We start from the raw sequence: 20491 nt of genomic DNA on the forward strand, positions 1-20491 counted from the left end.
TCTCCCTTTCATCGCTTCGCCGCCAAGGCTGGCGCCCGCATCGCTCCCTGATTCAAAACGCGCATGGGCCGATTCCCTCATGGCATTGGACAGTTCACCGTCCTCACGGCGACACTGACGCTCGCTTATCCGCGCTTGCCATGAATTCGATCAGGAGACGATATGAAGTTGAAGCAACTGCTGTGCGCGATGCTGGGAAGCCTTGTTCCCATGCTGGCGTCGGCCCAGGCCTTTCCATCCAAGACCATCACCATCGTCGTCGGCGGCACCGCCGGCAGCGCCACCGACGGACTCGCGCGCGCCATCGCGCAGGAAATCACCAGCGAAACCAAGGCCCCGGTCATCATCGACAACAAGCCCGGCGCCAACGGCGCCATCGCGGCGCAGGCGGTGGCCCGCTCGACGCCGGACGGCTATACCGTGTTCATGACGACCAACACGACGCAGGCGGCCAATCCGCATCTGTACAAGAAGCTGCCCTATGACCCGGTCAAGGACTTCGTTCCGGTCGGGGCGATCGCCAAGGGCTATCTCGTCATGGTCACGACGCCCAACCTGCCGGCGAAGTCCATCGCCGACGTCATCAGTCTCGCCAAGAAGGAACCCGGCAAGCTGAGCTTCGGCGCCGGCACCTCCTCTTCCCGGGTGGCGGTTGAACTGGTGCAACAAATGACCGGGGCGGAATTGCTGTACGTGCCCTACAAAGCCAATCCGCCGGCGGTGACCGACCTGATCGGCGGGCAGATCGACATGATGATCGTCGACCTTGCCACCACCATGTCGCACGTGAAGTCCGGCAAGCTCAAGGCGCTCGGCGTGACCAGCCCCAAGCGCTCGCCGCTGGCGCCGGAATTGCCGACGCTCAGCGAAAGCGGCCTGCCCGGCTACGAGATGAGCTACTGGAATGCGCTCTACGCGCCGGCGGGCACGCCCGCGGCCACCGTCAAGCGCCTCAATGAATTGCTGACCCGGGCGACGCAGACCGACTCCGTGCGCAAGTACATGACCCAGACCGGCATGGAAATCTATACCACCACGCCGGAGGGACTGGCTTCCTTCCAGATGGCGGAACTCTCGCGCTGGGGCAGCATCATCAAGAAAGCCGGCATCCAGCCGGAGTAAGCCCGCATGCACGCATGCCGCATCCACGCCCGCGCCATGGACCCCGGCGCAGGCGGCCCGGGTGCTGTTCCCGCCGCAACGAACGTCAAACCTATACCGCGCACATCATGAATTCCACACCGACCTCCTTATCCCTGAGGCAAGCCCTCGACGGCATTTCCGGCATCCTCGTCACGCCCTTCGATGCGCAGGACCGGATCGCGCCGCAGCGGCTCAAGCCCGTGGTCGACCGCGCCGTCAATGCGGGCGTCCACATCCTGGTGGCCAACGGCAATACCAGCGAGTTCTATGGCCTCACCGCAAGCGAAGCCGAACAGATGATCCATGCGGCCGCCGAGCATGTCGACGGCCGCATTCCGCTGGTCGGCGGCGTCGGGCGCAGCGTGCATGAAGCCTGCGCCCTGGCGAAGGCCTCGCGCAAGGCGGGCGCCGCCGCGCTGATGGTGCACCAGCTGCCCGATCCTTTCGTTGCGCCGAGCGGCATCGCAGCCTATCTGCGGCGCATTGCCGAAGCCGCCGACGGCCTGCCTCTGGTGCTGTATCTGCGCGACGCCAGCGTCGGCAACGACGTCATCGAACAGCTGTGCCGGATTCCGGAAGTGATCGGCGTCAAGTGGGCATCGCCCACGCCGCTGCAGCTGGCCGAGGTGATGGACCGCCTCGCCGACCGCAACATTGCCTGGGTCGGCGGACTCGCCGAAACCTGGGCGCCGCCGCTGTATGCGGTCGGCGCGCGCGGCTTCACCTCGGGGTTGATCAACGTCTTTCCCGAACTCTCGATGCAGATCCATGGCGCGCTCGACCGCGGCGATTACGCCGAGGCGCGCCGCCTGATCCGCAGCATGGCCGACTTTGAAGCGCTGCGCGCCCAGGAGCGCAACGGCTCCAACGTGAGCGTGGTGAAGGCGGCCCTGCAGCTGATGGGACAGGATTGCGGCGCCGCGCGTCCGCCGGCAACCTGGCCGCTCGCGCCGCGGGACCTGGAACGCCTCGGCCATCTGCTGAAGAAGTGGGAAATGCCTGGCTAAGCTAAGATAGCGGCCTCTACGACAGAGGCTCCTTAACCCATCCATGCTGCAGCTCAATCAAGTCCAGTGTTTCGTCGAATTGGCCAGGGAGCTGCATTTCGGCCGCGCCGCCGAACGTCTGCACATGACGCAGCCGCCGCTGAGCCGGGCGATACAGCAGCTGGAATGGGAGCTCGGCGTGATCCTGTTCGAGCGCAGGCAGAATGCGGTCGCGCTCACCGCCGCCGGCCGTGCCTTCCTGCCAAAGGCGGTGCATCTGCTCGACCTGGCGGACGCCATGACATCGGTGGCGCGCCGCAGCGCCGGCGCGGCCGGGGCGGCATCGATCGCCCTCATCGGTTACGTGCCCTCGGCCGGGTTCGATTTTCTGCCGCGGGTAATGGCGGCGGTGGCGCGCAGCCTGCCGGGCATCGAGATGATCCTCCATGAAATGTCCACGCCCGAGGCGATTGCAGCACTGCATGCGGGACGGCTCGACCTTGCCGTGGTGCGCGCCCCGGCGCACTTCGACGGCCTGCATGCCCGCTGCGTGGTGCGGGAACCGGTGGTGGCCGCCATTCCGGCTTCGCATCCGCTTGCCGCAAGGCGACGGCTGGCCATCAACGACCTGCATGAACAGCCCTTCATCATGTATAGCCCCGGCCAGGGCGGCTACTTCTATGAACTGGCCACCGCCGCCTTTCATACCTCGGGCATCGCGCCGCGCTACGTGCAGCATGTGCAGAAGACGCATACCATCCTCTCGCTGGTGGGCAGCGGGCTGGGGCTGGCGCTGTTGCCGCAGGCCACCGCCGCGGCGCGCTTTGCCGGCGTCACCTTCCGTCCCATCGACCTGCCGGCGCCCATCGTATCGGAGCTGCACCTGGCGTGGCCGCGCGGAGGCAGGTCGGCGGCGCGCCACATCGAGCAGCTGCGCGAACTGATCCTCGATCTGCCGGACGCTATGCCCTTGCCTGCGACAGAATGAATCTGCGCATTTCATTGACCACCGGATTATCCTTTTCGTCGGCGCGGCGCCAGACCAGGTGCAGTTCCGCCAGCGCGCAGCCGGCCGGCGACAGCGGCCGGAAGACCACCTCGGGATAGGCCATGCGCGCCGCCGATGCCGGCACCAGCGCATGCCCCGCGCCAAGATTGACCAGCGCAAGGATGGAATGCAGGTGGCGGATGAACTGCACATAGCGCGGCGCGACACCCCGCCCGGCAAACATCGCCGTGAGCATCTGGTGATAGTGGCCCTCCGCTCCGGGCGGAAACATGATGAGCGGTTCGCCGTCGAGGTCCTGCAAGCTGACTTCCTCGCCTTGCGCCAGCCGGTGGCCGGCCGGCAGCGCCGCAAGAAAGGGTTCGCGCAGCACCGGAACCGATGACAGGTCGGGCAGGTCCGGCGCCATGGGAATCAATGCAAGATCGATGCGGCCGCCGCGCAGTCTTTCCAGCTGTTCATCGACCAGCAGTTCCTCCAGCGCGATCCGCACGTCGGGCAGGCGCGCCGCGGCGGCGGCGACGAGATCCGGCACGAAGGCATAGCTGACGCTGTGGCCGATGGCCACGCGGCCGGCATCGCCGCGAAACGCATGCTGCGCTGCCTCGGCCGCGGCCTCGCCGGACTTGAGCAGGTGAATGGCTTCCGGCAGGAAGGCGCTGCCGGCTTCGGTCAGCACCACGCCGCGCCGGTCGCGGTCGAGCAGCCGCAGGCCCAGCGTCTTTTCCAGTTGCTGTATCTGCCTGCTGAGCGGCGGCTGCGTCATGTTGAGGCGTTCGGCGGCGCGGCCGAAGTTCAATTCCTGCGCCACCATGACAAAGCATCTGACTTGGCTGAGTTGAATCATCTTGTGCTGTGCGCTTCATCGCCAACGCGGTTTGCCATCGGCGGTACGAAGTCCTGAAGTTGCGACCACGGCAAGTATAGGCGAGCTTCATGGGAAGCATCTTGCCGGGGCCGACGTCAACGTCAGTATCGAAGGGCATGCCAAGGGTATCTTCCGGTGAAATTCATGTCCGGCCGCAAGATTGCCGCGTTCTAATAGCATGTGATCCATGTCATGTCTCGCATGCAAGGCACGAACCTTTTCCCCGGCTTTGCCTCGCATCCCAATAAACCAGCGGCTGGTACGAGCATTGCGCCCGCGATCACCGGAAGTCCGGCGTATCGGCCCTTTTTCATTCGATTCAGGCTTTGCTGCAGAAGGAGACGAGCGCGAGCACTGGCACGTTTTTCCCCGCGGCAGGCCGCCGGAGCCAGGGGTTACGACATGCCAGACAGTGCACGCGCGCCTGTTTCGTCATCCACCGCCGCGGCCCTGCCGCGCCCGACGCTCGGACTGCCGCAGGCGGTCGCGCTGATCGTCGGCGTGGTGGTCGGCGCCGGCATCTTCAAGTCGCCGTCGATGGTGGCCGGCATGGCGGGCAGCACCGAATGGATGTTCGCCGCCTGGATCTTCGGCGGCGTCATTTCGCTGATCGGGGCGCTTTGCTATGCCGAGCTGACCACCGCCTATTCGCATGCCGGCGGCGACTATCATTTCCTTCATCGCGCCTACGGCCGCTCGGTGGCCTTCCTGTTCGGCTGGGCGCGGCTCTCGGTCATCACCACCGGCTCGATCGCGCTGCTCGCCTTCGTGTTCGGGGACTATCTGCATCGCCTGCTGCCGCTGGAATTCGTCGGCAAGGAATGGGGGCCGGTACTCTATGCGGCGGCGGCGGTGATCGTGCTGACCGGCATCAACCTGCTCGGCATCAAGGCCGGTTCCTCCATGCAGACCTGGCTGACGGTGATGGAAATCCTCGGCTTGCTGGTGATCGTCATTGCCGCGCTGGCAATACGGGGCGGCCCGCCGGAGCCCGCCGTGCCCGCGGCCGCGCCGACAAGCGCCTCATTCGGCCTGGCGATGGTCTTCGTGCTGCTGACCTACGGCGGCTGGAACGAGGCCGCCTATATCAGCGCCGAGATCAAGGACGCGCGGCGCAACATGGTGAAGGCGCTCTCCTTGTCCATCATCATCATCACCCTGCTGTATGTGCTGGTGAACTGGGCTTTCTGGAAGGGGCTGGGCATCGGCGCCATGGCCAAGTCCGACGCGGTGGCCGCCGACATGATGCAGTCCACGCTCGGCTCCGCCGGGCAGATCTTCATCGCGCTGCTGGTCGTGGTGTCGTCGGTGACATCGATCAATGCCACGATGATCGTCGGCGCCCGCACCAGCTATGCGCTGGCCTGCGACTGGCCGGTGCTCGGCAGGCTGGCGGTATGGGACGCGCACCGCGACAGCCCGGCCACCGCCATGCTGGTCCAGGGCGTGGCCGCGCTGTGCCTGCTGGCCCTGGGCGCGATGATCGGCAGCGGCTTCAAGGCCATGGTGGAATTCACCGCGCCGGTCTTCTGGCTGTTCTTCCTGCTGTCGGGCCTGTCGCTGATCGTGCTGCGCATCCGCGACCCGCACACCGAGCGCCCCTTCCGCGTGCCGCTCTATCCGCTGCTGCCGCTCTGCTTTTGCGCCACCAGCGCCTTCATGCTGTGGTCCAGCCTGTCTTACGTGTACAGCCAGGAACTCGGCGGCCTCAACGCCGCCTGGATCGGGGTGGCCGTCCTGCTCGCCGGCATCCTGCTTCTGGGCCTGATGCATGTCCTGCACCCGGATTCGTCGCCGCGCCATCTTCCCCCACAAACCAGCAAGGAGTAATGCCATGCAATCGCGTTCCCGCTCCCGCCCCGCCTTACCCATCGGCCTGTCTGGCCTTTTCCTGTTTGCGCTGATCTGGGCCCTGGGCATCGCGGGCGCGCGGGCGCAGACCTCGCCCAAGCTCGATGTGCCCTACGTTCCCACGCCGGAAAACATCGTCAACCGCATGCTGGACATGGCCAAGGTCGGAAAGAATGATGTGCTGTACGACCTCGGCTGCGGCGACGGACGCATCGTCATCACCGCCGCGAAGGAGCGCGGCGCAACCGGCGTCGGCATCGATCTCAATCCGGTGCGCATCGAGGAAGCCAAGGCCAATGCGAAAGCCGCCGGCGTCGAAAGCCAGGTCGACTTCAAGGTGGGCGACCTGTTCAAGGCCGACGTGTCGAAAGCCACCGTGGTAACGCTTTACCTGCTGCCGGAAGTCAACCGCAAGATCCGGCCGATGCTCTGGAAGCAATTGAAGGTCGGCACCCGCGTGGTATCGCACGACTTCGACATGGGCGCGGAATGGCCGCCGGAAAGGGAGGAACGCATCGGCGGCAAGACGCTCTACTACTGGACGATCACGCCGGCGCACAAGGCGGCTGGCAATTCCACGAAGAGTTGAGTTGAGCCAAGCCGGCGGCTTCGGCCACGGCAGGAAAAACGGCTTCTTCATTTCTTCATTGATGAAACATGAAACGCTTCATGCGCCGGCGTGTCCATCCAGTTCAATGCGCCGGCAATGCGACGAACCCGGAACCAGTTGCCTGGTTCGTCGCGTTGCCGGCCGGCGGCCTTATCAATGGAGTCAGCAAATGAAAACACGGACTACGATCACAATCGACGGCGCAGCCTATGAATTGAGCGATGAATTCCTCTCCCATGTGCTGGAACTGGCCGTCGAAGGCGGCTGCTCCTACTGGGCCGACGCCAGCGGCGAGGCGGCCGACAAGGCGCAGGGCAACGAAAGCATCCGCGACTTCGACCTGAGCGACTATGTCGAACACGATTCGGATGTGGACGACGGCGACGCACCGGTCTATGCCTCGGCCACCTTCCTCGCCTCCAAGGACCCGGCGCAAGGCGGCACGCTCGATTTGCAGGGCGTGGCCGATGCGATCGAGCGCATCGTCAGCGGCGACGCCGAAGTGCCGGAAGGCATCCGGGAAATCATCAGCGTCGCGGTGGAAGACGGCGACGCCTCGGACATCGATACGGAAGCGGCCGATTGCATTGTGCAGATCGGGCTGTTCGATGAAATCGTGTATGGATGAATGGCTGTCGCGATGCAGGCTGACGTTTCGCGTACTGCGGTCACGAAACACGGGCGGCGCGTGCCGGCCGCCCGTCGCTACGCCCTAGTGGCGTGAGTTTGCAATTTGTTGAAGGCTAATGTGGCGAAATCATGTCGAGACAAGGAAACAAGCAAAGCAAGGCCGCGCCTTTGTCATGCGTTGCGCGCATTGTTGACGCAGTATCGGCATGATTCTCGTCCACCATTTGATCAACAAATTTTTAACTCGCACCACTAGTGGCCAACCAGAACATCGTGCCCGTCATGCTTGTCGTGTACGCCAAACCTGTCGACCAAGGTGGCGCTGGCTTCGTTGAGGCCGTGTACGTCTACTTGCGCGCCTGACTTGCGGAACTTGAATACGACCTTGTCCAGTGCGCTGATCGCGGTGATATCCCAGAAGTGCGCCTGGCTGAGGTCGATATACACCTTGTCGACAGCCTCGCCATAGTCGAACGAATGAACGAGCTGATCCGACGAAGCAAAGAAGACTTGCCCCGTTACCTGGTACCGGCGGGTGCGACCGGCGTCTTCCGCCTGAGAACTGACGCTGAGCAGCCTGCTGACCTTCTGCGCGAAAAAGACGCCAGACAGCAAAACGCCGGTCAGCACGCCTTTCGCCAGATCATGGGTCGCCACCGTGACGACGACGGTGGCAATCATCACGATGCTCGAACTTGGCGGGTGCTCCCGCAGGTGTTTGATCGACCCCCAGTTGAATGTGCCGATGGACACCATGATCATCACCGCAACAAGGGCCGCCATCGGAATCTGCCGCACCCATTCGCCCAGGAACACGACCAGAATCAACAGCACCACGCCCGCGGTCAGGGTGGAGAGGCGGCCGCGGCCGCCGGACTTCACGTTGATGACGGACTGTCCAATCATTGCGCAACCCGCCATGCCGCCGATGAAGCCGGTCGCAATGTTCGAAATTCCCTGGCCTATGCACTCGCGGTTCTTGTCGCTCTTGGTGTCCGTCATGTCATCGACGATGGTGGCCGTCATCAATGACTCAAGCAGGCCGACCACCATCAAGGTCACCGAGTAAGGCAGGATGATCTGCAAGGTTTCGAGATTGAACGGGATGTTCGGGATCAGGAACGACGGCAGGCTCTCCGGAAGTTGCCCCATGTCGCCGACGGTACGGATTTCCAGGCCCAATGCCAGCGATACGCCTGTCAGCGCGACAATGGCGACCAGCGGGGAAGGCACGGCACGTGTCAGATATGGCAAGCCGTAGATGATCGCCAGACCCGCGGCCGTGACGGCGTATACATGCCATGTGACGTTCGTCAGCTCGGGCAATTGCGCGAGGAAGATCAGGATGGCCAGTGCGTTCACGAAACCTGTCACAACCGAGCGCGAGACGAAGCGCATCAGTCGGCCCAGCTTTATCCATCCGGCGACAATTTGCAGAACGCCGGCCAGCACCGTTGCTGCAAGAAGATAGTCCAGCCCATGGGTTTTCACCAGCGTGGCCATGACGAGGGCCATGGCCCCGGTGGCAGCGGAAATCATTCCCGGACGCCCCCCGAAGAAGGCGATCAGGGTCGCGATGGAGAAGGAAGCATACAAGCCTACCTTCGGGTCCACACCGGCAATGATGGAAAAAGCGATCGCCTCCGGAATAAGAGCGAGCGCGACGACGAGACCTGCGAGCAGATCATTACGGACATTGGAAAACCAGTCCTGGCGAATATTTGATAAAGACATGGATGCACCTTCTCGGGCGAGTAGCAATGCTGCCGAGAACTAGATGGAAAAGACTCTACGCGAAGGATCCGCGTGGCATGGGTAACGGAGCAAGAACAGGCACGACGCCGCGCGGCGACATCGGGCTATCTGCCGAAGGAAAGGGGTCTTACGGGGGAGTTACTGAACAGAAATGGCCACGCGGCATACCGGATCCCGCAAAGGAAACTACCTCAAGGCCCAAGCGCACGAAACGAGCACACTCGTCGCTGTGTATTGCGCGCGAGATCGGGTTCGGCAGTGAAGGCGGAGGGGTCATAGGCCGCTATTTTGCACTGCAGCATAGCGTGAGTCAAGGAACGTCCGTATCGCGCATGCCTCACAAGACCCTGTCAGGGGCTGATCGGTCCACGTTCAGCGCGTGGCTTTCCCTCCCATACCGCTGCGCTCGAGGCAAGCCCCGGTCGACGCGGAACCGGGCTACGAGCAAGTTCGTTAAAAAGCGGGCTTCAGACAGCTGCGAATTTCTCGGTTGATACTCACGATCGATGCATATTCGACCAGTCCTCCCCAAGCGGCCGAGGCGCTCGAACGTAGTGCGACACGGCATTTACCGGCCAGTCACAAACCCCGGCCGGCAGCGCACATTTACTCCGGTCTCGATTGGATCATCCCATCTTGACCAGATTAAGCGCAGGCAAGGAGCCGCCGGGGAACTGGGCCAGTTTGCCGCCTATGCTGACGGGGCCCAAGTCGATGCCGAAAAATCCCAGTTGATCAATCAGTCCGTTCACGACAGCCTTGGACTGGTCATGGTCTCCCGAGTAGAACAGGATTCGCTTGCCACCGTCGGAAGAAGGATCCTGCGCGAGCAGTTCCGCTTGCAGATGATTGAACGCCTTGACCACGCGTGCGCCAGGAACCATGTCACTGAAAACTTCAGTCGAGAGCCGGCCATGCAGTTCCGCCGGCTTGAACAGCGGTGCTTCGATCGGGTTGTTGGCATCGATCACGATGCGTCCCTTGAAATCCGGCAGCCCTGCAAGCGCCCGGGGCAGTTTTGACCAGTTGACCGCCACTAGAACGATGTCCTGTGCGGCAGCCTCCTCCTTTGTGCCTGCCTTGATGGATGGGCCAAGCTCCCGAACCAGTTCTTTCAACGATTCCGGTCCGCGGCTGTTTGCAATAACAGCTCGAATGCCTTTGTTGGCGATAGCTTTGGCAAAGGCAGAGCCGATGGCACCTGCGCCGATGATTCCGATGGTTTGCATGATGACTCCTTTATCTGGATATGGGGTAGGGATTAAGCAGTAAATCCACCGTCTGCAAGGATGTCCGCACCAGTCACGAATGCGGCTTCCGCGCTGGCAAGGAAGGCAACGACACTGGCAATCTCATGGGACTTGCCATAACGACCGATGGCCATGCCGGGGCCTACAATCTTGCTGACCGGACCGCCATCCGGGTTCATGTCGGTATCGGTCGGGCCAGGATGCACTGTATTGACGGTGATTCCTTTCGGGCCCAGATCACGGACCAGACTACGGTTGAAGCCTGACACCGCGCCTTTGGTCAATGTGTAGAGGGATGCGCCGGGAAAGGCGGCGTAACGAGTCATTGAGGAGCCGATATGGATGACGCGACCGCCTTCCTTCATGTGGCGAACAGCCTCCTGCGTGGCGACGAATACGCCTGTGACATTGACAGCGATCATGCGCTCGTAATCTTCAAACGTGATCTGCTCAATGGGGCCGCCCAGGGCAATACCCGCATTGTTGACGAGAATATCAATGCCGCCGAAGGCTTCTACTGTCTTTGCGACTGCAGCGCGCACTGCTGCGGCGTTGCCCGCATCGGCTTGTATGGCAATTGCCCGGCCGCCCGCTTGCTTGATCGCATCTATGACCTGTTCGGCTTTGTCAGGAGAAGCGCTATAGGTAAAAGCCACCAAGGCGCCGTCGGCAGCCAGTTTCTTGGCGATGGATGCACCGATTGAACGCGAGCCTCCGGTAACGAGTGCAATTTTTCCGGCGAGAGTTGATGTGGTGGTGGTCATTTGGTTTTACTCCTTCATGTGTGGTTGGTTGATGGAGTGAATCATAGGCTTGCGATTGCGTTATGATTAGCGGGTAATGGTTTGAATCATTTTCAAATTTGAATTGAAGGGACGGAATGGAAACCCTGGCAAATCTGGAGTCTTTCGTCCGCAGCGCCGAAACCGGAAGTTTTTCCGAGGCCGCCAGGCGATTGGCGCTGACGCCTGCCGCGGTCAGTCGCAATGTTTCGATACTGGAAAAGAATATTGGCGTGCGTCTGTTCCAGCGCTCCACACGCAAGCTGACCTTAACTGAGGCCGGAGAGCGCTTTCTCCTGGGAGTCAGGGAGCACCTGGAAGGATTGGAGGGCGCGATTGCTTCGGTCGCCAGGGATACGGGCGAGCCGGCAGGCGTATTGAAGCTCAGTCTTTCCCCGACATTCGGCCTGACCTATATCCTGCCGTTGCTGCCGTCCTTCATGGAGCGTTATCCGCTGATTCGCCCGGACTGGCATTTCGAGAACCGGCAGGTTGACCTGATTGCCGAGGGCTACGATATTGCCATTGGCGGCGGCTTCGAGCTTGCGCCAGGACTTGTATCGCGACCGCTGGCTCCAGCCCATATCATTGCCGTGGCTTCGCCTGCCTACATGGCCCGGCGAACACTTCCGGCAGACCCGGAAGGACTATCCGCATTGAATGGCATTGTGATGAGATCGGCCAACACGGGCCGCGTACGCCAGTGGACCATGCGCAATGCGGCAGGCAAGGAGATGCCTGCAAGGCTGACGGAACACATGGTATTCAATGACCCCGCTGCCATATGCCAGGCCGCGCTGATCGGGCTCGGGGTTGCGGCACTGGCGGTGCCAGATGTACTGCCGTGGTTGGAGGCCGGAGACTTGGTCAGGCTGGCACCCAAATGGTATGCCGATGCCGGCGCCATTTCCATCTACTATCCCAGCCGTTCACTGTTGCCGGCCAAAACAAGGGCGCTCATCGATTTTATTGTGGAAACCTTCGAGCGGGAGCAGTTGGCCAAACGGTTTGCCGGAAGCATTGGTTGAAAATATTCGAAAACAATAGGCTTGCGGAAAGCCTGTGGGACCATAGACGACATGACAGGCCAGGGCCGAAGGTTTCGTCCAGAGCGCGCGCCGAAGCTGCCCCTTCCGCGATGTTGGCAAGATCGGTTTCAGACCGGATCAACCGGGTTGATCTATGCCACACTCGCAGAGTACATGACCTCGGCAACGGGATATGTCGCGTGAGACCGGTTGCGGTTACGCATGGCAAAATCGTCGTAGGGACCGTGCAACCTTCCGCATTCGTGTCGAGCGCAGCCTCTGCGACCTTCCCCTGCCGCATGAAGCGCTATCGGCTGGAAAGCTTGTTGCGGGCATCGTAGTATTGATGGAACGGGCCGACGATGTGTTCGACGCATGTTGCGCCGACGGGCCAGGAATTTCAGGGAGTCAGAATGAAACATTACGACTATATTGTCATTGGTGGCGGCAGCGGCGGCATCGCTTCTGCGAACCGGGCGGCCATGTACGGGAAGAAATGCGCCCTGATCGAAGCAAGAGAGATCGGCGGCACTTGCGTCAACGTGGGCTGCGTTCCCAAGAAAGTCATGTGGCATGCGGCGCAGATTGCCGAGGCGATCCATCACTATGGTCCGGACTACGGGTTTGATACTACGGTGAACCGCTTCGACTGGGCAACGCTGGTAAGGAACCGCAGCGCCTACATCGAGCGCATCCATGCGTCTTATGAAAGCAGCCTGGAGCGCAACAATGTCGAAGTGATCCGTGGCTTTGCCAGCTTTATCGATGCCCGCACCATCGACGTGGGCGGCCGGCGGATGACGGCCGATCACATCCTGATCGCTACCGGCACCCGCCCTGCCCGCTCCGATATCCCGGGTGCCGAGCATGGCATGGACTCCGACGGATTCTTTACCCTGACTGCGCTGCCCGGGCGCACCGCTATCGTGGGCGGCGGCTACATTGCGGTCGAACTGGCCGGCGTGCTCCATGCCCTTGGATCGGAGACGCACCTGTTCGTCCGCCACGAGGCGCCGCTTCGCGGTTTCGACCCGATCCTGAGCGAGGCGCTGATGCAGGCAATGAAGACGGACGGACCGACGCTGCATCGCCATTCGGTTCCGACGTCGGTCGTCAAAAACGGCGACGGCAGCCTGACCCTTGCGCTAGAAAACGGCCGCACCCATACCGTGGATTGCCTGATCTGGGCTATCGGCCGCCGCGCGGATACGGCAGGGCTGCGCCCGGAGGCCGCCGGGGTGGCGCTCGATCCTGACGGACGCATCGTAGTGGACAAGTACCAGAACACCAGCGTCAAGGGCATCTACGCCGTCGGAGACATCACCGGACTGCTGGACCTGACGCCCGTTGCGGTCGCCGCCGGCCGCCGCCTGTCAGAGCGCCTGTTCAACGGCAAGCCGGACGAACACCTCGATTATGCGAATGTTCCAACGGTGGTCTTCAGTCATCCGCCAATCGGAACGGTCGGCCTGAGCGAACCGGAAGCCCGCCTGCAATTCGGCGATGCGCATGTGAAGGTCTATCAGTCCTCGTTCACCGCCATGTATACCGCGGTCACGCAACATCGGCAGCCAGCATGCATGAAGCTTGTCTGCGTCGGTACCGACGAGCGTGTGGTCGGCATCCATGGCATTGGACACGGTATGGATGAAATCCTGCAGGGTTTCGCCGTTGCCTTGAAGATGGGCGCCACCAAGAAGGACCTGGACGACACCATGGCAATCCATCCCACCGCGGCCGAGGAATTCGTGACGATGCGCTGACAGGTCATTCGCATGGCAAGCCGGTTTCGCGATAGTGATGCGTTCCGTGAATTGTTCGACTCAGTACTGCGCCGATGTATGGCCGAGAATCTTGTTAGTGGCGAAGGCTTTGCTACGGATGCGAGCGTCATCAAGGCGGATGTTCGGCGCCAGCATGCGACAAAAGGTGTACAAGAGATCGACCGGGGCAATCCCGATCAATGGACTCGTCCATTTCAGAGAATGCCTTGCTGCATTAGCCGCAGCCAATTCTCTCGTGGATCCACCGAAGTCTATCTAGCTGACGAATCCGGGGCTTCCCGGACGGCCAGGATGAGCTTCGGCATTCCAATGCGTAGTACTTGGAGTCGATGACGATTCCTGGATTAGAGATGTCGCCGTAGTGCACAAAGACCATTTCGACAACATCGGGTTGAACCCGGAAGTTCGCAGTCCGGCCAAAGCCATGCCGATCAGGACAGGAACCCAATAGGCCGTTTGGCTTCCGTCGGCACCTTAGGCACCTTGAGCAACAGTATTGATGCCTGAGTAAAGTGCTGTACCAGCGTTGCCGGCCCGCCGCCATCCGTCAGCCCTTCCATGCAAATCATCTGGCCACAGAGCCGCAGCTGGCGAATATGGAGGACAACGGATTGCCCGAATGATGCCAACATCGCGCCGACGACCTCCTCGTCCTTCGTTTGTGCCTCAAACTGCTTGATCTGGTCCACCAATGATTCATAGGCATACTCCGCCGGCGTTTTGTTTTCCGGCAGAGCCGGGACATTCACTTTCGGGATGACTGGATCCATCATCGCTTTCCTTTGTGACCCTGGGCACGAACGACTTCTCGCGCCGCTATTGATAAAATGATACCTGGTGCGTCCTTTGAGGAACTCTATTCAACCATGCTTCCGACTACGCCGCGCGCCTGGATACGCTTGCCAGTATCCGGAGGCCGCCTCGACTTGTTGAACCCATCACCAGAAGCATGGACTGATGAGGACCTGGCCGTGCGAATCGCCCGTACCTATCGCTGGGGCGGCGACTCGGCCTGGCCACTGCCGTTGTCGGTTGCACAGCACAGCCTGACCGTTCTGGCATTGCGAAGACAGTGGTCAAAGGAAACGCTGGGGGTCGAGCAGCAGCTGAAATGTCTGCTTCATGATGGCGAGGAGGCTTTCCTCTCGTTCGACTGCATTACGCCCCTGAAGGGCGTATTGGGACAGCCCTTCAAGGACGTCTGCGACCGGCTGATGGGCGCCATTGAGGAAAGGTATTCCCTACGAGCCTGGCAGCCGGAGGAATACCGAGTGCATAAGGAAGCCGACCGCATCGCCGCCGCCTGCGAGGCCGTCCATGTCGTCGGGTGGCAAAGACACGAAGTCCGCGACGTGCTTGGCATCACCCACTCGATTCTGAACGAAGATCCTCTCCCCCGTCCTTCCGGTTATGCACCGTGGGAGCCGTGGCCGGCTGACGTGGCAGCAAATCAGTTCTTAAAAGAACTACATACTCTTACCCAGGCTCACCGCCAATAATGCGGCGAAGTGGAGCATATCGAAGGAATGATTGATGAGCGTTTTTAGCAAACCCGTATTTGAAGGCACCGTCATCGTCGACGGTAACGAACTATTCAAAGGCCAGGGAGCTGCCAAGCAATGGGCCGAACAGGTTGGCAAGGAGCTTGGGGTGGTAGTTGAACCACGCAAGATCGGCACAGGATGGGCCCTGGCTGGAAACCTTGACGGCGTGGAGACCATCTGGGGTATCTACGGCCAGCGCCTCAAGCGCCTGACCATGGACTCCGGTAACGGATAAGCCGATTGGGTCCGCGATCCTTCCATCCCACCTCTTTGGGATGGAAGGATCGCGGACAGGGGGTATAGCATCCACGGACCAAATTAATGTTCAAGAGCTGTCTTTAATGGTCGGCACTCAACGGTGGTGGCGAAATACTCGGCAGCGGCTGTACGCCCTATGGTGAAGAGTGGATATGAATTTGTCGAATGCGGCCCTACCTCGACCCTTATAGTGTCGTGGAAAAGTAAAACGAAGGGCCAGCATCATTTCGCCGGCCCCCGCATGCTTGTTTTTCCGCCACCCTCGACTGCATTGCGTCGGGCTGTTTGCGGAGCGGCCTTAGAACTCTTCCCAATCACCACTTGATGAGGGCAAGGCTGCGACGTTCCGCTTGACCGGCGCTTGTGCCACCGATCGACCCGGACCGACTCGGCTGGTGATGCCCGGTGTGGTTGCCGCCGTGGTCGCCCGTTTCACCGGAATGGTAGGCGCATCGTGCTGCGCGCCATCGGTCTTGAAAACGGCAACCACCTGTGCGAGGTTCCCCGCCTGTTCCTGCATTGATTCGGCAGCCGCGGCCGCCTCCTCGACCAGTGCGGCGTTTTGCTGGGTAACCTGGTCCATCTGGCTGATAGCCTGATTGATCTCTTCAATGCCGGCACTTTGCTCCTGACTTGCCGACGCAATCTCATTGATGATATCGCTCACGCGCTTGACGCTGACGACCACTTCATCCATCGTGACGCCGGCCTGATCAACCAGCGCGCTGCCCACTTCCACTTTTCCGACCGAGTCGTCGATCAGCGACTTGATTTCTTTTGCCGCCGCGGCTGAGCGTTGCGCAAGCGTCCGTACCTCGGAAGCCACTACTGCAAACCCGCGCCCCTGTTCACCAGCGCGTGCGGCTTCCACCGCAGCATTCAGCGCCAGAATATTTGTCTGGAACGCAATGCCGTCAATGACACTGATGATATCGACGATCTTGCGCGACGAATCATTGATCGACGCCATCGTATCAATTACCTGGGACACGACCTGACCACCCTTGCTTGCCACGTCAGAAGCAGACGCGGCCAACTGATTCGCCTGACGGGCATTGTCCGCATTTTGCCTGACAGTCGAGGTCAGCTCTTCCATTGACGAGGCAGTCTCCTCGAGCGAGCTGGCTTGTTCCTCTGTGCGTGACGACAGATCCTGATTTCCGCTGGCGATCTCCGCAGACGCCGTTGACATGGCATGAGTACCACTCTGCACCTGAGTAACAATGCGTTGAAGGCTGCTGTTCATGGACTGCAAAGCCTGCAGCAACCTTCCGATCTCGTCCTTCGATGAGGACTCAATCTTGCTCGTCAAGTCACCGCCGGCAACTTTGGTGGCCACTTCAACGGCATAGGAGAGCGGCCTGGTGATGCTGCGCGCAATGATGAATGCGCACACCGCACCGAAAGCCACGATCAATGCAGTCAGCAAGCCCATCAACCGGGAACCGCGATTTGCTGCTTCCTCTACCGCGACAGCGTTTGCATCAATGGCTTTGCGCTGATGAGCGACCAGATCCTTCAGCAAATTTTCGTATTCGACCGAGTAGGGCAAATACTCTTGCTCAAGAATCCGCGTCGATTCGGCTGCATTGCCTTCGGCCTTGGCTTTGACGGCGGCATCCCGCGACTTCGCATACTTCTGCCTCACTTCACCGATCTTGTCGTACAGTGCGCGCTCTTCCTGGCTAGTAAGCAATGTCTCGAATGCCTTCTGGATTTCGCTCGAACTCTTGGAGGTAGCCTGAATGTCGTCTTTGAAGAACGTGACAAGCGATTCGTCGCTGCTTTTGACAATAGCGGATGTCCGGCGGATCGCACCATAGGTGTTCCGGTACCAATCGCTTGCCATGCGCTCCTTGGCGAGCGGCTTTTCCATCATTTCCTTGGTCGAATCCTTGACTCCCTGCAATTCGAGGATGCCGGCAATCGTAGAAATGATGGAAAGAGCAAGAATGACGGCGAAGCCAACGGCCAAGCGCGTCCCGATGCGGGAGTTATGTAGGAAGTTCATGAGTTTCAATGGTTGGGTATCCGGAACCGCTGGAGGGCGGCCGCTGCCTATTTGGCTGTACGGGGGCGTTTGAATTACCACTGCTTCAATTGGGGACGCATCGCTCGTGACAGGAACGGCATTATTTGCTTACATTCGCGGGCTGAACAAGCAATTAAATCCTGATGTATCTTCGAAGCAACATTGCCATATAGGCATTATCCGCGTTCGCTAGCGCGGGGCATCACCGCTGAATCCAGAGATTGCCTGGAACTCACTTCCGCAACTAGCACGATACAAACCCAGGCTCATCACATATAGACAGTAAGCCTTGGGTTCGGAACTGTGGACGCTGTATCTGCGCCGTCGCAAGTGGTGCCTCATGCACTCGAAAAAAGTCTGGAAGACGCCATAACGGGCCAACGTTCGCCGTGCCAGTCTTTCCGCACGGCCCATCCTGACGTCCCCCGGACGCTCCCATGGCATGCACAGGAGACCTTAGAGAAGTCATGGCGCGTTGATAGATACCGCTATCTTCTCGAAATCAGTTTTGCGACAGAAAGACGTCCCGTACGATGTTTCTGAGATGTACCAGCATCTGTTGTTCATCCATTTGCGTCTTGAGGTCCCGCATGTCAATGAAAGCATCTGCGCCGCGCACAGTGGCTGCGCTGCGAATTCCTGTAATAACGCTCGGAGAATGATGGGTTTCTTCACGAAGAACGAGAAAGAAAGGGACCAGGGACGCGGCTGGGTGAGCTTTTGCGGTAGCAAGTAAGTCGAACATTGCGCCTTGGTCGAAATGAACACCGCATACAATCAAACCGAAGGATTCGTCCAAGCCTTCCACAGCCTCTGCGAGACGATGGCGGATGGTGAAATCGAAGTGACCGTCGAGGACAGCTGACACAAGGTTATCGTCTTCAGGACGAACAGCAACCAGAACGCGTTTCGATGTCATCAGTATGAAGTTTCATTGGTTGGAAATTCACTTTCGATTATAGATCCATTTCATTATGGAAATTTTTTCGCTCGATCATGCACTGATGGCTGACCCGTGTTAATGGTTGGCGCTTCATTATCATTACCACTATAGGCCTGTCGTTGCATGAAATACGCGTTGAAATGGATTGATTGGCAAGCTGCCGTCAAGGTCACTTCCTAATCCACGGCTCTTGGCAGCACCGTCCTTCGAAAAGTACTTCGGCTGCGTTTTCACATAGCTCAATCGGGCAAGAAGCCCAAAGAAGTTTGATACCATTACGCCATGTATGGCTCCTTCAATCGCTTCCTGGCCTATCTATTACTGCTGCTATTGCCTGTACAGGCTCAGGCAACCGTAGCCGTTTTGAATTGCTATGTTGAAATGAAACGCGCCGTCGCGGTTGAGCATGTCATGGAAGACTGCCAGGATGCCTCGATGATGCAGCGGACCATGCAGGATACCGGCATCCCGGATCTCACGCCGCATACTGAATCTTCCCAGCCGTCTCACTCGTCTCCCTGTGGCATGAGCAGCAGCTGTCTGGCACTCGCATCGATTGCGGTCCTTCCTGATACCCGCACGATGTCAATCGACACATCGACGCGATCGTCGGGCTTTACCGACGAGTTCTATCTTTCCTATATTCCCGAGGGCTTGGAGCGTCCTCCTCGGCTTATTCGCGCGTACTTCCAAGACTGACTGCGGCGAGACGCCGCAAGATTGATGGCGTCTTAAGCGTGCAATTTATCTGCAACGCTTACGCAAGCCTCTTGCGCCGCGATACTGAGTTGTCGACTCACCAATATAGGAATTCAAGTATGAAATCGTTCTCTTTTTCTCCAGTTCTCCCGGCATTGTTTGCCGCCTCCGTTCTGACGGGGTGCGCCGGGTCCTTGGCAAACCCGGATACTCATAATTCATCCATGGCCGCCGGCATGGCCAACCATCATAAGATGATGGCAGATGGAGGCTGCAGCTGCTGCGGAATGCATAAAGGCGCAATGTCGAATGGCATGAAGCCAGGACAATCCATGCCGCAGCAAGGTGCAATGTGCATGCCCAGCAAGAACACGGGCAAGTCCGGATGTGGCTGCTGTGATATGGGCAAGATGGGTTCAGGCGGGTGCAGCTGCTGCGGAATGGATAAGCAATAACACCGCTGCAGATACCGATAAACAGCTAACGTAATGTAGGAGGCGCTCCGCAATCCATGTCGAGCGCCTCCTTGATACCTTGTAGCTGGCGATACCCCATTGAGTCCATGCCGGGAATTGGGATATCACTTCTCTTTTACGGCACGATTTCAATAGCTTGCCAAGATCACTGCAGCGCTAGGCAGATTCCATCCTGTGCGTGTCAGGAACCGGATATAAGCTTGGTCGAGTTCCGACAGAGAAAAGGCGACGCGATCTCGGTATTTAGAACAGTTTCACTGCGGGTCTTCGTCGTTGCTATAGCTCGCTGGAGCGTCTCCGCCTTCAGGAAGGGCCACATCGACACACTGATACCGCATGCCGCATTCGCAATGCATGGAAACCCCGGCGGCAAAAGCAATACGGTCAAGGCTGCCCCATTTATCCATCCGATCATTACCGCAAGACGGGCATTCGACCGGAAGCTCATATGCTAGAAGGATCAATCCGCCTCCACCTTTCCTTTGCCTCGATATCGGACTTCGCGGTTAGCCAAGCCATTAAGTTGACCTCCTTAGAGTGGTTTCACCCTGACCTGCCGGTGGATCCCGGACAGATTGCTGCCTCGGCCTCGACTATGCCGGCCAGGGTTAAAACCACTCTAGCAACGGCCCTTCTTTGCCTGACCCGGTGGGCAATGGCCTCCGCCAGCCGGGACTACCACCACAGGAGCAGGATCGACAACAACAACGGGAACCGGAGATGCTACGCGAACGGTAGCGGGCGTGACGGTACAGCCAACCATTGAGACAACTGCAATCAGCGCAAACAGGGAGCGGAACATCATAGGAAGAAATCCAAAGTGCAAGGAGGCGTAATGATAACGGG

At 59.8% G+C, this 20491-nt stretch carries 19 protein-coding genes and 1 pseudogene; 13 read left to right on the forward strand and 7 right to left on the reverse strand.

Annotated elements, in window-relative coordinates; all coding sequences use genetic code 11:
- Nucleotides 1–162 precede the first annotated feature (162 nt).
- From FH061_RS18950 to FH061_RS18960, 3 genes are all read left to right on the forward strand, one after another.
- Entirely contained in the window at nt 163–1122 is a 960-nt protein-coding gene (locus FH061_RS18950; RefSeq protein ID WP_151637398.1) for a Bug family tripartite tricarboxylate transporter substrate binding protein, read from the forward strand.
- 107 nt (nt 1123–1229) lie between these two features.
- Nucleotides 1230–2150 (forward strand): dihydrodipicolinate synthase family protein, encoded by a 921-nt coding sequence (locus FH061_RS18955; protein ID WP_151637399.1) that lies wholly within the window; start codon nt 1230–1232, stop codon nt 2148–2150.
- Between the two features lie 43 nt (nt 2151–2193).
- Nucleotides 2194–3117 carry a LysR family transcriptional regulator gene (locus tag FH061_RS18960; protein ID WP_151637400.1) on the forward strand — a complete coding sequence of 308 codons (924 nt, stop codon included), beginning with the start codon at nt 2194–2196 and terminating at the stop codon, nt 3115–3117.
- Here the strand turns inward: FH061_RS18960 and FH061_RS18965 are convergent.
- Nucleotides 3092–3982, reverse strand: coding sequence for a LysR family transcriptional regulator (locus FH061_RS18965; protein ID WP_151637401.1), 891 nt, complete (start codon nt 3980–3982; stop codon nt 3092–3094). The genes FH061_RS18960 and FH061_RS18965 overlap by 26 nt on opposite strands.
- 423 nt (nt 3983–4405) lie before the next feature.
- On the opposite strand from FH061_RS18965, the gene FH061_RS18970 reads away from it, so the two are divergent.
- From FH061_RS18970 to FH061_RS18980, 3 genes are all read left to right on the forward strand, one after another.
- Nucleotides 4406–5833, forward strand: coding sequence for an APC family permease (locus FH061_RS18970; protein WP_151637402.1), 1428 nt, complete (start codon nt 4406–4408; stop codon nt 5831–5833).
- Between the two features lie 4 nt (nt 5834–5837).
- Nucleotides 5838–6443, forward strand: coding sequence for an SAM-dependent methyltransferase (locus FH061_RS18975; RefSeq protein ID WP_151637403.1), 606 nt, complete (start codon nt 5838–5840; stop codon nt 6441–6443).
- 190 nt (nt 6444–6633) lie between these two features.
- Entirely contained in the window at nt 6634–7092 is a 459-nt protein-coding gene (locus FH061_RS18980) for a hypothetical protein (RefSeq protein ID WP_151637404.1), read from the forward strand.
- Between the two features lie 254 nt (nt 7093–7346).
- On the opposite strand, the gene FH061_RS18985 is transcribed toward FH061_RS18980, so the two are convergent.
- The 3 genes from FH061_RS18985 to FH061_RS18995 all read right to left on the reverse strand — a co-directional run bounded on the left by FH061_RS18985 (nt 7347) and on the right by FH061_RS18995 (nt 10863).
- Nucleotides 7347–8828, reverse strand: coding sequence for a SulP family inorganic anion transporter (locus FH061_RS18985; protein WP_151637405.1), 1482 nt, complete (start codon nt 8826–8828; stop codon nt 7347–7349).
- Nucleotides 8829–9475: 647 nt separating this feature from the next.
- Nucleotides 9476–10078, reverse strand: a complete 603-nt coding sequence (locus FH061_RS18990; RefSeq protein WP_151637406.1) for an NADPH-dependent F420 reductase — start codon at nt 10076–10078, stop codon at nt 9476–9478.
- A gap of 32 nt (nt 10079–10110) precedes the next feature.
- Complete coding sequence (locus FH061_RS18995; RefSeq protein ID WP_151637407.1) at nt 10111–10863, reverse strand: 3-oxoacyl-ACP reductase family protein; 753 nt, start codon at nt 10861–10863, stop codon at nt 10111–10113.
- A gap of 116 nt (nt 10864–10979) precedes the next feature.
- Between FH061_RS18995 and FH061_RS19000 the strand changes: the two genes are divergently transcribed.
- From FH061_RS19000 to FH061_RS31070, 3 genes and pseudogenes are all read left to right on the forward strand, one after another.
- Complete coding sequence (locus tag FH061_RS19000) at nt 10980–11909, forward strand: LysR family transcriptional regulator (protein ID WP_151637408.1); 930 nt, start codon at nt 10980–10982, stop codon at nt 11907–11909.
- Between the two features lie 413 nt (nt 11910–12322).
- Entirely contained in the window at nt 12323–13672 is a 1350-nt protein-coding gene (gene gorA / locus FH061_RS19005; RefSeq protein ID WP_151637409.1) for a glutathione-disulfide reductase, read from the forward strand.
- Between the two features lie 21 nt (nt 13673–13693).
- A pseudogene (locus FH061_RS31070) lies at nt 13694–13867 on the forward strand (IS5/IS1182 family transposase); the annotation flags it as partial.
- A 257-nt stretch (nt 13868–14124) separates the two neighbouring features.
- Here FH061_RS31070 and FH061_RS19015 read toward each other — a convergent pair.
- Entirely contained in the window at nt 14125–14466 is a 342-nt protein-coding gene (locus FH061_RS19015) for a DUF6173 family protein (protein WP_151637411.1), read from the reverse strand.
- 93 nt (nt 14467–14559) lie between these two features.
- On the opposite strand from FH061_RS19015, the gene FH061_RS19020 reads away from it, so the two are divergent.
- Complete coding sequence (locus FH061_RS19020) at nt 14560–15192, forward strand: phosphohydrolase (RefSeq protein ID WP_151637412.1); 633 nt, start codon at nt 14560–14562, stop codon at nt 15190–15192.
- Nucleotides 15193–15226: 34 nt separating this feature from the next.
- Nucleotides 15227–15472, forward strand: coding sequence for a hypothetical protein (locus tag FH061_RS19025; RefSeq protein ID WP_151637413.1), 246 nt, complete (start codon nt 15227–15229; stop codon nt 15470–15472).
- Nucleotides 15473–15793: 321 nt separating this feature from the next.
- On the opposite strand, the gene FH061_RS19030 is transcribed toward FH061_RS19025, so the two are convergent.
- Both FH061_RS19030 and FH061_RS19035 read right to left on the reverse strand, forming a co-directional pair.
- Nucleotides 15794–17506: a methyl-accepting chemotaxis protein gene (locus tag FH061_RS19030; protein WP_151637414.1), complete on the reverse strand. Its 1713-nt coding sequence runs from the start codon at nt 17504–17506 to the stop codon at nt 15794–15796.
- Between the two features lie 523 nt (nt 17507–18029).
- Nucleotides 18030–18446 (reverse strand): hypothetical protein, encoded by a 417-nt coding sequence (locus FH061_RS19035; protein ID WP_151637415.1) that lies wholly within the window; start codon nt 18444–18446, stop codon nt 18030–18032.
- Nucleotides 18447–18752: 306 nt separating this feature from the next.
- On the opposite strand from FH061_RS19035, the gene FH061_RS19040 reads away from it, so the two are divergent.
- Together FH061_RS19040 and FH061_RS19045 are read left to right on the forward strand one after the other, a co-directional pair.
- Nucleotides 18753–19169, forward strand: a complete 417-nt coding sequence (locus FH061_RS19040; RefSeq protein ID WP_151637416.1) for a hypothetical protein — start codon at nt 18753–18755, stop codon at nt 19167–19169.
- A gap of 119 nt (nt 19170–19288) precedes the next feature.
- Nucleotides 19289–19624 carry a hypothetical protein gene (locus tag FH061_RS19045; RefSeq protein WP_151637417.1) on the forward strand — a complete coding sequence of 112 codons (336 nt, stop codon included), beginning with the start codon at nt 19289–19291 and terminating at the stop codon, nt 19622–19624.
- Nucleotides 19625–20491 lie beyond the last annotated feature (867 nt).

Source organism: Noviherbaspirillum aerium, assembly GCF_008929045.1.
GTDB classification, from domain to species: domain Bacteria; phylum Pseudomonadota; class Gammaproteobacteria; order Burkholderiales; family Burkholderiaceae_D; genus Noviherbaspirillum; species Noviherbaspirillum aerium.

Excerpts from the sequence above, each read along its gene's own strand:
- FH061_RS18950 (WP_151637398.1), top strand. The coding sequence starts at position 163 with ATGAAGTTGAAGCAACTGCTGTGCGCGATGCTGGGAAGCCTTGTTCCC.
- FH061_RS18955 (WP_151637399.1), top strand. The coding sequence starts at position 1,230 with ATGAATTCCACACCGACCTCCTTATCCCTGAGGCAAGCCCTCGACGGC.
- FH061_RS18960 (WP_151637400.1), top strand. The coding sequence starts at position 2,194 with ATGCTGCAGCTCAATCAAGTCCAGTGTTTCGTCGAATTGGCCAGGGAG.
- FH061_RS18965 (WP_151637401.1), bottom strand. The coding sequence starts at position 3,982 with ATGATTCAACTCAGCCAAGTCAGATGCTTTGTCATGGTGGCGCAGGAA.
- FH061_RS18970 (WP_151637402.1), top strand. The coding sequence starts at position 4,406 with ATGCCAGACAGTGCACGCGCGCCTGTTTCGTCATCCACCGCCGCGGCC.
- FH061_RS18975 (WP_151637403.1), top strand. The coding sequence starts at position 5,838 with ATGCAATCGCGTTCCCGCTCCCGCCCCGCCTTACCCATCGGCCTGTCT.
- FH061_RS18980 (WP_151637404.1), top strand. The coding sequence starts at position 6,634 with ATGAAAACACGGACTACGATCACAATCGACGGCGCAGCCTATGAATTG.
- FH061_RS18985 (WP_151637405.1), bottom strand. The coding sequence starts at position 8,828 with ATGTCTTTATCAAATATTCGCCAGGACTGGTTTTCCAATGTCCGTAAT.
- FH061_RS18990 (WP_151637406.1), bottom strand. The coding sequence starts at position 10,078 with ATGCAAACCATCGGAATCATCGGCGCAGGTGCCATCGGCTCTGCCTTT.
- FH061_RS18995 (WP_151637407.1), bottom strand. The coding sequence starts at position 10,863 with ATGACCACCACCACATCAACTCTCGCCGGAAAAATTGCACTCGTTACC.
- FH061_RS19000 (WP_151637408.1), top strand. The coding sequence starts at position 10,980 with ATGGAAACCCTGGCAAATCTGGAGTCTTTCGTCCGCAGCGCCGAAACC.
- gorA (WP_151637409.1), top strand. The coding sequence starts at position 12,323 with ATGAAACATTACGACTATATTGTCATTGGTGGCGGCAGCGGCGGCATC.
- FH061_RS19015 (WP_151637411.1), bottom strand. The coding sequence starts at position 14,466 with ATGATGGATCCAGTCATCCCGAAAGTGAATGTCCCGGCTCTGCCGGAA.
- FH061_RS19020 (WP_151637412.1), top strand. The coding sequence starts at position 14,560 with ATGCTTCCGACTACGCCGCGCGCCTGGATACGCTTGCCAGTATCCGGA.
- FH061_RS19025 (WP_151637413.1), top strand. The coding sequence starts at position 15,227 with ATGAGCGTTTTTAGCAAACCCGTATTTGAAGGCACCGTCATCGTCGAC.
- FH061_RS19030 (WP_151637414.1), bottom strand. The coding sequence starts at position 17,506 with ATGAACTTCCTACATAACTCCCGCATCGGGACGCGCTTGGCCGTTGGC.
- FH061_RS19035 (WP_151637415.1), bottom strand. The coding sequence starts at position 18,446 with ATGACATCGAAACGCGTTCTGGTTGCTGTTCGTCCTGAAGACGATAAC.
- FH061_RS19040 (WP_151637416.1), top strand. The coding sequence starts at position 18,753 with ATGTATGGCTCCTTCAATCGCTTCCTGGCCTATCTATTACTGCTGCTA.
- FH061_RS19045 (WP_151637417.1), top strand. The coding sequence starts at position 19,289 with ATGAAATCGTTCTCTTTTTCTCCAGTTCTCCCGGCATTGTTTGCCGCC.